Origin of the sequence: Klebsiella sp. BDA134-6, from assembly GCF_015601345.1 — a bacterium.
GTDB lineage: Bacteria > Pseudomonadota > Gammaproteobacteria > Enterobacterales > Enterobacteriaceae > Klebsiella > Klebsiella grimontii.
In genome coordinates, this window is record NZ_CP064784.1 from 3979610 (window position 1) to 3992675 (window position 13066).

Consider the following 13066-nt stretch of genomic DNA (forward strand, 5'->3'; position numbering starts at 1 on the left):
TATCCGCTCCTTATTCCGTTAACCAACTGGCCTGGCGCTGCAGGACCGGCAGAACCGGACGACGCTGCCGAATATCCGGCAGCGAGTTAATCAGCCCCTGCGTATAGGGATGGCGGGCGTTATCGAGATCGCCGGCGGCGATGGACTCCACCACCCGTCCGGCGTACATCACCAGCACGCGGTCGCAGAAGCTGCGCACCAGGTTGATATCGTGGCTGATAAAAATCAGCCCCAGCCCGCGCGACTGAACCAGGTCATCCAACAGGCCCAGCACCTGCAGGCGCACCGACACGTCCAGCGCGGAAGTGGGTTCATCGGCGATCACCAGCTCCGGGTCGGTAATCAGCATCATGGCAATCATGATGCGCTGCCCCTGTCCGCCGGATATTTCATGGGGATAAAGCTGATAAACGCGCTCCGGCTGGCGAATACGCACCACCTCCAGCATCTCCAGCGCCTTTGTTTTGGCCTCATCTTTACGCCCCGGATGATGGGTAAGCCAGGCCTCGGCGATTTGCTTACCCACGCAGACTACCGGATTGAGCGAATATTTCGGGTCCTGCATAATCATCGAGATACGTTTACCGCGTACGTCGCGCATCTGCGCTTCGCTGAGATGCCGCAGGTCGAGGTCGGCAAACTGCATCCGGGCGGCGGTGACGCGGGCTTTTTTCGGATGCAGCTGCAGCAGCGCGCGCCCAACGGTGGACTTACCCGAACCGGACTCGCCGACAATCGCCAGCTTTTCACGCCCCAGCTGGAAGGAGACGCCGCGCACGGCATGGGTCACCGCGCTGCCGTTAACAAAGTCGACGCACAGATCGCGTACGTCGAGCAGCGGAGCATTACTCGCTGCGAGGATCGAGGATGTCACGTAGGCCATCTCCTAAAAAGTTGAACGCTAAGCTGTTGATCAGAATCGCCAGCCCCGGAATCGTAACCACCCACCAGCACTCCATCATGTAAGTGCGCCCGCTGGAGATCATCGCCCCCCACTCCGGCTCCGGCGGCTGCGCGCCGAGGCCGAGAAAGCCCAGACCGGCCGCTGTCAGAATGATCCCCGCCATATTCATGGTGATGCGGATAATCACCGACGGCAGACACAGCGGCACGATATGCCGCCAGAGGACGCGGGCCGATGACGCGCCCTGCAGACGTACGGCGGAGATAAAATCAGCCTGGCGCAGAGAGAGGGTTTCGGCGCGCGCCAGGCGAGCAATCGGCGGCCAGGCGGTAAGCGTGATGGCGATAACCACGTGCTCCAGTCCCGGGCCTAAGGCGGCGACGAACGCCAGCGCCAGAACCAGACTCGGAAAGGAGATGAAAATATCGGTGACGCGCATCAGCACCATATCGACTTTGCCGCCGAAATAGCCGGCGCTGACGCCGAGCAGCAGCCCGAGCGGACCGACGGTCACCGAGACCAGCAGCACGATGTAAAGGGTAATGCGCGAGCCGTACACCAGACGGCTAAAGATATCCCGGCCAAACTCATCGGTGCCGAACCAGTGCTGCGCGTTCGGCGCGACCAGCGCGCTGTTGAGGTCCTGCACCAGCGGGTTGTAAGGCGCAATCAGCGGCGCGAAAATCGCCACCACCAGCAGCAGAAAGATAATTCCGCCGCCGATGGCCGTTAGCGGATTGCGCGCCATTTTGCCAATAAACCCGGCCGCCCGCGACGCCGTGCGCCGCAGCCGCTGGCGGCCTTCGCCCGTGCCGCCGGAAAGCGGCGTATCCAGAGAAACGGTCATGATTTTGTCCTCGGGTCAAAGAATTGATACAGCATGTCGGAGAGCAGGTTGAGCATCACGAAGATCACCCCCACCAGCAGCACGCAGCCCATCACCGCGTTCATATCGCCCAGCAGCAGGCTGCCGGTGAGATAGGAGCCAAAGCCCGGCCAGGAGAAGACGGTTTCAATCAGTACCGCGCCTTCCAGCAGCGCGCCGTAGGCCAGCGCCACCACCGTCAGCAGCTGTACGAGGATATTGCGAAACGCATGGTTCCAGATGACCTGAGGCTCGGTCAGCCCTTTCACCCGCGCGGTAATAATGAACTCCTGCGACAGCTGGGCCAGCATAAAGCTGCGGGTCATTCGGCTGATGTAGGCCAGCGAGTGAAAGCCGAGCAGCGAGGCGGGGAGTATCAGGTGGTTAATGGCGTTCCAGAACACCTGCCCGTTGCCCGCCAGCAGCGCATCGACGGTCATCAGACCGGTACGCCGTGGCACAATACCGTCCAGCCCGAGGTCTACCCGACCGGCGCCGCCCACCCAGCCAAGCCAGGCGTAGAACAGCAACAGCCCCATCATCCCCACCCAAAAGATCGGCGTTGAGTAGCCCGCCAGGCTGATAATGCGCACCACATAGTCGGATATACTGTTACGTCGCGCCGCCGCCAGCACGCCGAGCGGGATGCCCAGCCCGGCGCCGACGATAATCGCCATCGTCGCCAGCTCCATGGTGGCCGGGAACACGCGAATAATATCGTCCACCACCGGTTTCCCGGTCAGCAGCGCGTTGCCCAGATCGCCGTGCAGCAGGTTGACGAAATAGATCCCAAACTGGGTGGTCAGCGATTTATCAAACCCCAGCTGCTGGTAAACCTGCTGATAGGTACTCTGATCAGCGTCCGGGCCGACAATCGCCAGCACCGGGTCGATGGGCATAACGCGGCCAATGGTGAAGGTCAGCAGCAGCAGGCCGAACAGGGTAATGACCACCTGCAGCAGCCGTTTTGATAAGCGCCGGCCGCGTGAGCCGGGCGCAAGGATTGCGGTGCTCATCCTTTCTCTCCTTCGCGGGTTTTATAGACGTCACGCAGAAAAGTGGTGGCGGAGGGGTGCGGCTGATAATCCCGCACCTCGTTGCGCACCACCACCGAATCGACCATCTGCGAAAGCGGAATTAACGCTGGGATCAGCTGGTCGTAGCGCGTCTGAATGGCCTGGTAATCGGCGACCTGCTTTTGCGCATCGCGTTCCAGCAGGGCATGGTCAATCATCGAATTGAGCTGCGGGTCGTAAAAGCCGGTGCGCCAGCCCTGGAAGTTGGTCAGGCGCGCCTCATCGCTGTTATCCGGGTTATAGACCAGCGCACGCAGGCTGGAGTGCGGGTGCGGCTCCATTCCGCTGCCGCCGCGTCCTACCAACAGGTCAAATTTACGCTCGCGCATCGCGCCGTAGATCTGGTTACCGGTGCCGGTGATAATTTTGGCGTTAATCCCCGCCTGCATCAGCGTCGACTGCACGGCGATAGCAATGTTCAGGAACGGCTGATCCGAGAGGACCCGCAGCGTGGTGTCAAAGCCGTTGGGATAGCCCGCTTCCGCCAGCAGCTTTTTCGCCCGCGCCACGTCCAGCTTATAGCCCGGGTCGGGCAGCGTTGACGGCATGCCCGCCTTAATCGGCCGCTGGTGCAGCACCCCGTAGCCCGGCATCAGCGCTTTATTGATACCCTGGTAATCAATCAGATAGCGCACCGCTTCGCGCACTTTCGGGTTAGCGAAGTGCGCCTCTTTCATGCTCATCGCCACGTAGTACATGGTGCCGCGCTGCACCGCGTCGACGGTCAGCTGGGGGTCGCCGCGCAGGGCGTTGATGTCGGAAACCGCCATATTGTTGGCAATATCGAGGTCGCCTTTTTCGATCATCAGGCGCAGGGTTTGCGACTCCTGGAAATGGCGCAGCACCACGCGGCTCATTTTCGCCTCGCCGCGCCAGTAGTCAGGATTGCGTTTCATGCGCAGCACATCTTTAGCCTGCCAGGTTTCCAGCGTGAACGGCCCGGAGCCGGCTTCATGGGTGGTCAGCCAGCGGTTACCCCAGTCGTTATCCTGCTGGTGGCTTTGCACCGTTTTGCTGTCGAGCACTCCGAGGTTGCCCAGCGCCGCCAGCGAGTAGATCACCAGCTGCGGGTCGTTATCTTTCGGTAACACGATTTGTACCGTCACGTCGTCCGGGGCGCTCACCTGGTTATCAATATTTTTCTTACTGAAGCCGTAGGATTTCCACACCGAGGCCTGGGCGAGGTTGAGATGCAAAATACGCCGCATCGACCACACCACGTCAGCGGCGGTCAGCGGGTTGCCGGAATGAAACTTCACGTCGTCGCGCAAATGAAAGGTCAGCGTTTTGCCATCCGGGCTGATGTCCCAGGATTTCGCCAGCGCGGGCCTGACGTTGGTGAGCTGCTCAGGATCAAGCTCCACCAGCGAGTCGTAGAGGTTAACCACGATCCCCACCACTTCGTTCCCGGTCATCGCCGCCGGGTCAAGGGTGAGCAGGTTATTCATATTCATGCCGATGATGAGCTGATCCGGCGGCGTTTTCGCCAACGCCGCCCCGCTCCCCATCGACACGGCGAGCGCGAGTAAGCACGCTGCCAGTCGGGAGGTTTTTTTCATATCTCTGTTTGCCTGTACTGTAGGGTACATGTTGCCGGATGACGGCATTTTCGCCTTATCCGGTCTACCGGGCCGCAGACCCGATAAGCGCAGCGCCATCGGGCATTTATTTTTTTGAATCAGTCGTGGCTAACGGTGTTGGCTTCGATATACGCAAAATTAATGTCTTCGCCGAGACCCGGACGCTGTGACAAATGCACAAAACCCTGGTCATCCATGGGGTCGACAATACTGTTGAGATAGGCCGCCGGCTCATCGTAGTCGAGGAATGGATGCAGCAGGCCGCGCTCGTACCAGCGGCAATTGCGGATCGCGCCGACTACCGCCAGGCTTGCCGCGCCGTTGCCGTGGACTTCGCAATCCATACCGAAGGATTCCGCCAGCGCCGCCACCTTCATGGTGGGGGTAATACCGCCCACGCCGTTGGCCCCGGCGCGCAGGATGTCGCAGGCTCCGGCTTTCACCCACTCGGCGCGCATATGATGCTTGCCGCCGAAGCTCTCCGGTCCGACGATGGGAATTGACAGGTTTTCCGCCAGCCAGGCGTAGGAGGACATCGAATCCTCCTCCATCGGCTCTTCAAACCAGGCGAAGTTGAGTTTTTCCAGTTCTTTGCCAATCCACAGCGCCTCGGCGCGGCTGTACCAGTGATAGCCGTCAATCATCAGGTCGATATCCGGCCCTACCGCTTCGCGCACCGCCGCGCAGGCTTTAATGTCCATCTTCGGATTGGGCGCAAAAGCGATCGGCGGCATCCAGGTGTGCAGCTTGATGGCCTTGTAGCCGCGGGCGACCAGCTTTTCGGCAAAAGCAGCATACTCTTCTGGTGTCGACAGACCGCCAGACAGATCGTCGCCGCACATGGTGCTGCCGTAGGCGGGAACGGTATCGCGATAGCCGCCGAGCAGCTTATACACTGGCATATTGAGCTTGCGACCAATCAGGTCCCACAGCGCCTGTTCCACAAACGACAGCGCGCGCTCGGTCAACTGATGGGCGCTGCCGCGCTGCCAGTGGTTAAGATCCTGCCAGATACGCTCGCGGTTAAACGGGTCCTGCCCCACCATCACCTTGCGAAAAAAGGTGTTCACCACGAACGGGCGTACCACTTCCGGCGGCGCAAACGAAAAACCCCGGGTGCCATCATCGGCGGTAATGGTCAGCATCGCCATTTTCGCCATGCTTTCCGCTCCAGGATGGGAGTGTCCGGCGCTGTCGGAAACCCGACGCGTGGGATACTGGAAAACGGTGACATTTACAGATTCAATTTTCATGCTCGGTCCTTATCACGGCCAAATCCGATCTATAGAGTTAAATCGGTAAAGTGGTTTCACATTATTGAAAATACGTTTCAATATCTAATCTAAGCACAATTACGTAGCAGTGCCTCGGACAAACACCGCTAAGCAAGGCAATAAATTTGGGCATTGGCACAACAGGACGTGACTGTTTTCACAAAAGATGGGCGATATGTGAGAAGGATCGGCATAGTGAAAAAGGGGGCGTGAGCGCAGAAAAGAGAGTGACCGACCGGGTACATCCCGAGATGTTCTGCGCCCACGAAAGAGTCAGTTATTCGACCGCTTCCGCCGCTGCGTTGAGGTTTTCCAGCAGCTCAGGTAAAGCCTGATAGCGGCCAGCGGCGGCCTGGAAGCGCGCATGCTGGCTATCTTCGGCAATAATCACCGTGGCGATACCTGCGGCCTGGGCCGCGCTAAAGCCGTTGAAACTATCTTCAATCACCAGGCACCGGCTGGCGTCGAGATTGAGCTTACGCAACGTCGTCAGATACACCGCCGGATGCGGCTTGCCCTGCGCTTCATCATCCGCGCTGGAGATAACGTCAAAATAGTGCCAGAGCGAGAGCTTGTTCAGCACCGCGGAGATAACCTGACGGGATGAAGAAGTAGCGAGCGCAATCTTATAGCCCGCGTGGCGAAAATAGCGTAACGCCTCGCGCACCCCGCGCATCGGCTCGCCTTCGGCGGCGATCAGGCCGGTGATACGCTGCAGTATGGCGTCTTCAAGCCGCTGCGGGGCGAGGTCAAGCTGACAATACTGACACCAGGTACGGGCAATGTCGTCAAGGCGTTTACCTTTGGTCAGCCTTTCGCACTCCTCATCGCTCGCCGTTGCCCCCCAGCGGGCGAGGGCTTCGATCTGCGCCCGCCGCCACAGGGATTCGGAATCAATAATGACGCCATCCATGTCAAAAATTACTGCCTGAATACTCATCATCCACCTCGTTAAGGCTGGCATGCCGGGCATGCCAGCCGCATTATCTTAAGAGAACTCCACCTGCTCGCCGGCCGGCGCTTCCTTGCGGGTAAAACCCGGCTGCTCGACGTGAATAAACGCGCAGAGGAAAAAGGCCGCCACGTACAGCGCGGTATAGGCGATCACCACCCCGATGGTGCTGAAGAACGGCAGCAAAATCACCGCAATGGCCGGTGCGAGAAAGTTCGACATCCCCGCCGACAGGTTGTAAACCGAAATAGCCGCCCCTTTGTGCTGTGGCTCCAGCGCCGGGAAGACCGCCGCCAGCGGTACGAAGGCGGCGACAAAGATCCCCAGGGCAATGGCCGGAATCATCGCCATCGCGAAATTATGTCCGAAGTGCTGCGGAATGTAGTAAAACGCCAGGCTGGAGAGCGCCATGCCGATGCAGCCAAACCAGCGCACCACCTTCATCCAGCCCAGTTTTTCCCCCAGAATGCCCCACAGCACGTTAGAGAAAATGGTGGTGAAGAAGAATACCGCCCACACCTGCAGCCACTCGGAGGTGGTAAAGCCCAGCTCATCGACAAACATCATCGGCATAATTACCGCAAAGCCAAACAGCGAGAGGGTATTGATAATCCGCACCATGCTCGACAGCAGAATATTGCGGTTGGTATAGAGCAACGTCGCCGCCCGCCCCAACTCGGAAAACTTCTCGCGAGTGGTCAGGTTCTGCATATGGCGCGGCGTTTGAATATGGCGCAGGGAAGCCAGCGCGATGATGCCGCCGGTGACGCAAAAAGCCAGCGCCAGCCATAGCGTCCCCAGCTCGCCGATATGCGGAATGGTAAAGCTCGGAATATAGCTGCCGAAAACGCCGATACCGATCGAGTAAACCGCCCAGAACCAGCCGATCGCCGAGCTAGCGTTATCGCTTTTCACGTTGTGGATAATGGCAACGATAAACGAGTAGAGGAACAGCGGATACGCGAAGCCGCGGATACCGTAGAAAACGAGGATCAGCGCATAGTTCGCGTGGCCGAGGCCGAAGACGAGAAACAGTACGTGGAACACGCACCACAGCACGAAGCCAATCATCATGGTTTTCAGCGGGGTAATGATTTCCGCCACCACGCCGGAGATCCACGCCGACAGCGCGGCGGCCAGGCCGTAGAGGGTAAAAGCAAATGAAGCCTGCGCCGGGGAAAAACCGAGCTCTTTGATGTAATGCGAGAGAAATGCCAGTTCAAAACCGTCGCCGGTCATGAATACGGCAATGGCGATGTATCCCCAGAGCAGGTTCAGGGGTAAGCCGAGCCACTGTTTATTATTGATAGACATAATGACCTCGTTTTAGGGTACAGGAGGCCGTTCCGGTAAGTTCACCGGAACGGTTATCGTGATAAAAATTAGTGCTTCCGGTAGTTCAGATCGTTTAAATACAAGGAGTTAAACTGTGCGTAGCGCTGCATCAGGGTCTGATGGCGTGCCGGGTCAGCGCGCCAGGTCTGCCAGACCTCCGGTTTTTCACACACCGCGGCAAGCGGTTTGCCCGCCGCCAGGCAGGCCAGCCGCGCCGCGCCCAGCGCCCCGCCGGTCTCTCCGCCTTTGTGGGTCACCACCGGCATATCGAGAATATCGGCCAACAGCTGCGCCCAGAACGGACTGCGGGCGCCGCCGCCAACCAGCGAACATTGTTCGATCCGCGTCCCGCTCTCTTTCAGCACCCGCAGGCCGTCATTGATGCCAAAGCTCACCCCTTCCAGCACCGCGTAGCCGAGCTGGGCGCGCAGGCTGGAGTGGGTCATGCCCCAGAACATGCCGCGCGCGTCAGGATCGTTGTGCGGGGTACGTTCGCCGGAGAGATAGGGTAAGAAGAACGGCGCATGGGCCTTCTCCTCCTCGCTAAGTTGGGCAATCTCCTCCAGCAGCGCTACCTCCGTAGTGCCGGTCAGGCGGCAGAACCACTGCAAACAGCTGGCGGCGCTGAGCATGACGCTCATCTGATGCCACAGATTCGGCAGAACGTGACAAAAGGCGTGTACCGCCGACTGCGGCGCTGGACGATAGGCGTCGGTCACCACAAACAGCACCCCGGAGGTGCCGAGCGAAATAAACGCGTCTCCCGGCGAGACCGCGCCGACGCCGATGGCGCTGACCGCGTTATCGCCGCCGCCGCCGGCAACCGCTACCGAGGGGTTCAGCCCCCAGCGCTCGGCCACCTGCGGGTCAAGCGTGGCGGACACCTCGCAGCCTTCGACCAGTGTCGGCATCTGGCTGCGCGCCAGGCCGCACTTATCCAACAGAGAGTCGGACCAGTCGCGCTTCGCCACGTCCAGCCACAGCGTCCCGGCGGCGTCCGACATATCGGAGACTTTCTTACCGGTCATCCGATAGCGCAGATAATCCTTCGGCAGTAGCACCGTGGCGGTGCGCTGAAAGTAGTGCGGCTCGTGGCGGCGAACCCACAGCAGCTTCGGTGCAGTAAAGCCCGGCATCGCCAGGTTTCCCGCCACCTGATGCAGCTCCGGCGCCATCTCTTCCAGCTCCGCGCACTCTGCGGCGCAGCGGGTGTCGTTCCACAGAATGGCCGGGCGAATCACCTCCCCCTCGTCATCCAGTAGGACCGCGCCGTGCATCTGCCCGGAAAGGCCGATGGCTTTAATGGCCGGCCAGTGCTGGGCGCATTTTTCCCGCAGCGTGGCCATCAAATACTCCGTCGCCTCCCACCATGACTGCGGCGATTGTTCTGACCAGTGCGGATGGGGACGCTGAATACTCAGCGGTGCGCTATGGCTGGCGATAACCTCATTGTTCTCATCAATGACCAGCGCTTTGACTTCCGATGTGCCGAGATCGATACCCAGATACATAGCCACCTCTTAGTTAATCAGCGTATAGACTGCGGCGATCTTCTCGCGCATCAGCGCCAGGAAATCGACATTGTCGGCAAGCGTGCCAAACAGCGCTGTATTACGGGCGTACAGGGCCACCGGATCCTGAGCTTCAAACATTTCATGTACCGCCTGAGCGTCGAGGATGCCGTCCTGGTACTGATACGGCAGGGTTCCTTTATGCCACTGTTCCATAAAGACGAAGAACAGCGCGGGCAGCATGGCGGTCGCTTCCGGGCGGACGCCGCGCTGGTAGCACTCCTGCAGGGTTGGCGCGATCATCGCCGGAATTTTCGAGAAGCCATCGGCAGCGACGCGCTGGTTGGTGTCCTGGATATACGGGTTGGTAAAGCGCTTGAGCACCACGTCACGATAGGTCGGCAGGTCAATGCCGTTATCGCCGAGGCACGGAATCACATCCTCGGTGACGTAGCGGTCGGCAATGGCGTAGATGAAGTCGGTCAGCGTACTTTCATGAATATACTGCTGGCCGATTAACGTCCCCGCCCACGCGATGCAGCTATGCGAAGCGTTCAGTATGCGGATTTTCGCCTCTTCATAAGGGATCACCGATGCAACCATCTCCACGCCGACCGCTTCCAGGTTCGGGCGTTCATCGCGGAAGTTGTTTTCCACTACCCACTGGATAAAGGTCTCGCCCATCACCGGCGCTTTATCGTCAATACCGGTTTGCGCTTTGATGCGCGCGGGCAGGTCAGCCGCCGGACGCGGTGTAATGCGGTCGACCATGGTATTCGGACAGGTGGTGTTGACGGCCATCCAGTCAATCACCGCCTGCTTGCCGGTTAGCTGCAGGAACTCAACCATGCCGTCGTGAAAGCGTTCGCCGTTATGGCGCACGTTATCGCAGTTCAGCAGGGTCAGCGGCCCGGCGTTGTCGGCCATGCGCTTTTCCAGAATCCGCGCAAGGGTGCCGTAAATGGTTTTGCACTCCCCTGCCAGATCCGCCTGCAAATCGGGGTTGCTGGTTTCCAGCTGATGGCGGGTATTCAGGTAGTAGCCCCCTTCCGTCACGGTAAAGGCGATAACTTTGGTCTGCGGGTTTGCCCCTTCGTTAATCAGCGGCTGCAGCCCGGCCTGCCACGGCAGCAATTTTTGAATGGAGGTGATTTCTTCATATTCGCGCTCCCCTTCCGGGCTGACGGTTTCCAGCACGTAGCGTCCACCCTGCGCCGCCAGCGCCTGGACCACCTGCTCGGCGTCGTTGCGAATATTCCCCGCCGCGATATGCCAGCGCTTATCTCCGGAAGCGATCAAACGATGCAGATACCACGCCTGGTGAGCGCGATGAAAAGAACCCAGACCAATGTGAAGCCATGTGAATTTATTGTTCATGTTCTGATCTCCTTGAGTTGATGGGCTCACTGTAATTGATCATTTGACCAAAATAAGAGCCATGGATCACAAAAGAACAATTACCCAAACAAATTACAAATGACCAAAAAAGAGCAAAAGCTTGCCAGTTATCCTGACCACGGCCAGAATGCGGGTATTCGCCGGGTGAAATTACGCCGCGGCCAGCAACTTAGGGCGGGAAACCATGAGCAAAGAAGACGATATCCGGCTGGATCAGAAGGTCCGCGCCGCATGGATGTACTACATCGCCGGGCAGAATCAGAGCGAGATCGCCAGCCAGCTTGGCACCTCGAGGCCGGTGGTGCAGCGGCTGATCGCCGCCGCGAAAGAAGAAGGGATCGTGTCGATTAGCCTGCACCATCCGGTGGCTAACTGCCTCGATTACGCACAATTGCTGCAGGAGAAGTACCGGCTCATCGAGTGCAATGTCGTGCCCGCCTTTAACGAAGAAAGCACCCTCGATAGCGTGTCGTTCGGCTGCTATCAGCTGATGGCCCGCTATCTGCAGGATGATAAAGAGAAAATCATCGGTCTGGGTTCCGGCCTGACCCTAAAAAAAGCGCTGCAGCGCATCGATTTCGATAGCCAGAATACCCGCTGCGTGGCGCTAATCAGCGCCATGGACGCCGACGGACAGTGCAACTATTACGATGACGTCCCGCTGCTGCTGACCAGCAAAATTAAGGCCAAATACTATCAGTGGCCCGCGCCGCGCTACGCGCAAACTCAGGAGGAGTACGACATGTGGTGCACCAGCCGGCTGTTCCGCAGCGTTTCCGCCGTCGCCCGCCAGGCGGACGTTATTTTTGTCGGCATTGGGCCATTAGGTACCCAAAGCCCCATCTTCAAAGACGGCTTTATCAATCAGGCGCAGATGGATGAGCTGACCGCCCGCGGCGGCATCGGCGAGATTATGGGGCGCTTTATTGATGCCGAAGGCGGCGTGGTTGACAGCGAAATCAACAGAATGATTACCAGCTATGACATTCGCCAGAACCAGTGCCCGCGCATCGCGGTGGCGTGCGGCGAGTACAAACGTCCGGCGATTCTGGCGGCGCTTAAAGGCGGCTGGATCAATGGCCTGGTGACCGATGAACATACCGCCCGCTGGCTGCTGACGCGCTAACGTCAACCGCCAGAAAGCGGCTTAGCGGCTGCTCATCAACAGCGGCGGAATTTCAATCCGCTGCTGGCTGGCATCGCCGGAATCGATAATCTGAAACACCGCTTCCAGCATCGCCGGTACGTCCTGCTGCACCATGTCGATATCGTGCCCTAGCAGATAGACAAACGGGTCCCAGTCAAAGCAGCCCATCGGCGGCTGTTCGCTACCGGTCAGCCCCGCCTGCGATAGCCAGCGCACCACCCCTTCCAGCGATATCGTCGAGTTGACAAATATCCCCGGCAAGTGGGTCTCCGCTGCGCCAAACCGCTCTTGCAGGCAGGCCTCGACTTTACCTTTCGAATAACCGGGCGCCAGGATGTTCTCCTGCGGCACGCTCAACCCCAGCTCCCGATGCGCATCGTGAAAGCCGCGTAAACGCTCGCTGGTATTATGGTCGCCGCTGCGTCCACCAATAAAGGTCAGCGGCGCAAGCGCCCCCCGGCGGCGAGCGCTATTGGCGAGGATTTTTTGGGTCAGCGCCTTCGCGCCGCCGTAGTTATCCGATATTACCGACGGGGCGACAGACCCCGGCAGGTCGAGATTGACCGTGGGCACGCCTGCCTGCTGGCACAGGGCGGTAATTTTGTCCGGATTGGTTGCCCCGGTCGCCACCACCCAGTCAACCTGCCAGGAGAGCATCGCTTTTACCGCTTCAATTTCCAGCTCCGGGCTACGACGCGTACAGGTGATGATCGGCAGCAGGCCGCGCTCGCGGGCCATCTCCTCAAAGCGCTCGGCGACCGAACCGAAATAGCGGTTATCGTATTTGGGGACAATCATGCCAATGACGTGCGATTTTTTACTGCGCAGCATGCTGGCCTGGCGGTTAATGGCATATCCCTGCTCCTCGGCAATCCGCGTCACCTTTTCGGCAAGCTTTGCGCTGATACGGCGCTTTTTCCAGTTGCCGTTGAGGATAGCGCTCACCGCGCTCGCCGAAACGCCGGAAAGTTCCGCCAGGTCGTAAATCGTGATTTTCTTCATTTTCCCAACTTGCGTCACAAAA

The 13066-nt window shown here is 59.2% G+C and carries 11 protein-coding genes; 1 reads left to right on the forward strand and 10 read right to left on the reverse strand.

Annotation, left to right across the window (positions count from 1 at the left end; translation table 11 throughout):
• Window positions 1-10 precede the first annotated feature (10 nt).
• From IYV58_RS18335 to dalD, 9 genes are all read right to left on the reverse strand, one after another.
• A complete protein-coding gene (locus IYV58_RS18335) occupies window positions 11-874 on the reverse strand; it encodes an ABC transporter ATP-binding protein (RefSeq protein WP_004122665.1) in 864 nt (287 codons plus the stop codon).
• Window positions 846-1751 (reverse strand): ABC transporter permease, encoded by a 906-nt coding sequence (locus IYV58_RS18340; RefSeq protein ID WP_004122667.1) that lies wholly within the window; start codon window positions 1749-1751, stop codon window positions 846-848. Before IYV58_RS18340 ends, IYV58_RS18335 begins: the two co-directional genes overlap by 29 nt.
• A complete protein-coding gene (locus IYV58_RS18345) occupies window positions 1748-2785 on the reverse strand; it encodes an ABC transporter permease (RefSeq protein WP_195729182.1) in 1038 nt (345 codons plus the stop codon). The genes IYV58_RS18340 and IYV58_RS18345 overlap by 4 nt, the downstream gene beginning before the upstream one ends.
• The gene (locus tag IYV58_RS18350) at window positions 2782-4404 is read right to left on the reverse strand and encodes an ABC transporter substrate-binding protein (RefSeq protein ID WP_087829106.1); all 1623 of its coding nucleotides are present in this window, start codon (window positions 4402-4404) and stop codon (window positions 2782-2784) included. Before IYV58_RS18350 ends, IYV58_RS18345 begins: the two co-directional genes overlap by 4 nt.
• Window positions 4405-4523: 119 nt before the next feature.
• The gene (locus tag IYV58_RS18355) at window positions 4524-5678 is read right to left on the reverse strand and encodes a mandelate racemase family protein (protein ID WP_142471430.1); all 1155 of its coding nucleotides are present in this window, start codon (window positions 5676-5678) and stop codon (window positions 4524-4526) included.
• A gap of 298 nt (window positions 5679-5976) precedes the next feature.
• Window positions 5977-6639, reverse strand: coding sequence for an HAD family hydrolase (locus IYV58_RS18360; protein ID WP_004122675.1), 663 nt, complete (start codon window positions 6637-6639; stop codon window positions 5977-5979).
• A gap of 48 nt (window positions 6640-6687) precedes the next feature.
• On the reverse strand, window positions 6688-7965 hold the full coding sequence (dalT, locus tag IYV58_RS18365) for a D-arabinitol transporter (RefSeq protein ID WP_004122677.1): 1278 nt from the start codon (window positions 7963-7965) through the stop codon (window positions 6688-6690).
• Between the two features lie 68 nt (window positions 7966-8033).
• Entirely contained in the window at window positions 8034-9497 is a 1464-nt protein-coding gene (xylB, locus tag IYV58_RS18370; protein WP_004122679.1) for a xylulokinase, read from the reverse strand.
• Between the two features lie 9 nt (window positions 9498-9506).
• Window positions 9507-10874 carry a D-arabinitol 4-dehydrogenase gene (dalD, locus tag IYV58_RS18375; RefSeq protein ID WP_004122681.1) on the reverse strand — a complete coding sequence of 456 codons (1368 nt, stop codon included), beginning with the start codon at window positions 10872-10874 and terminating at the stop codon, window positions 9507-9509.
• Window positions 10875-11079: 205 nt separating this feature from the next.
• On the opposite strand from dalD, the gene IYV58_RS18380 reads away from it, so the two are divergent.
• Window positions 11080-12021, forward strand: coding sequence for a sugar-binding transcriptional regulator (locus tag IYV58_RS18380; protein WP_004122682.1), 942 nt, complete (start codon window positions 11080-11082; stop codon window positions 12019-12021).
• Window positions 12022-12042: 21 nt separating this feature from the next.
• Here IYV58_RS18380 and IYV58_RS18385 read toward each other — a convergent pair whose 3' ends face one another.
• Window positions 12043-13044: a LacI family DNA-binding transcriptional regulator gene (locus IYV58_RS18385; RefSeq protein ID WP_087829107.1), complete on the reverse strand. Its 1002-nt coding sequence runs from the start codon at window positions 13042-13044 to the stop codon at window positions 12043-12045.
• Between the last annotated feature and the right edge of the window lie 22 nt (window positions 13045-13066).

What these genes read in the sequence shown, in the direction of transcription:
- IYV58_RS18340 (WP_004122667.1), bottom strand. Translation starts at nt 1,751, where the DNA reads ATGACCGTTTCTCTGGATACGCCGCTTTCCGGCGGCACGGGCGAAGGC.
- IYV58_RS18345 (WP_195729182.1), bottom strand. Translation starts at nt 2,785, where the DNA reads ATGAGCACCGCAATCCTTGCGCCCGGCTCACGCGGCCGGCGCTTATCA.
- IYV58_RS18350 (WP_087829106.1), bottom strand. Translation starts at nt 4,404, where the DNA reads ATGAAAAAAACCTCCCGACTGGCAGCGTGCTTACTCGCGCTCGCCGTG.
- IYV58_RS18355 (WP_142471430.1), bottom strand. Translation starts at nt 5,678, where the DNA reads ATGAAAATTGAATCTGTAAATGTCACCGTTTTCCAGTATCCCACGCGT.
- IYV58_RS18360 (WP_004122675.1), bottom strand. Translation starts at nt 6,639, where the DNA reads ATGAGTATTCAGGCAGTAATTTTTGACATGGATGGCGTCATTATTGAT.
- dalT (WP_004122677.1), bottom strand. Translation starts at nt 7,965, where the DNA reads ATGTCTATCAATAATAAACAGTGGCTCGGCTTACCCCTGAACCTGCTC.
- xylB (WP_004122679.1), bottom strand. Translation starts at nt 9,497, where the DNA reads ATGTATCTGGGTATCGATCTCGGCACATCGGAAGTCAAAGCGCTGGTC.
- dalD (WP_004122681.1), bottom strand. Translation starts at nt 10,874, where the DNA reads ATGAACAATAAATTCACATGGCTTCACATTGGTCTGGGTTCTTTTCAT.
- IYV58_RS18380 (WP_004122682.1), top strand. Translation starts at nt 11,080, where the DNA reads ATGAGCAAAGAAGACGATATCCGGCTGGATCAGAAGGTCCGCGCCGCA.
- IYV58_RS18385 (WP_087829107.1), bottom strand. Translation starts at nt 13,044, where the DNA reads ATGAAGAAAATCACGATTTACGACCTGGCGGAACTTTCCGGCGTTTCG.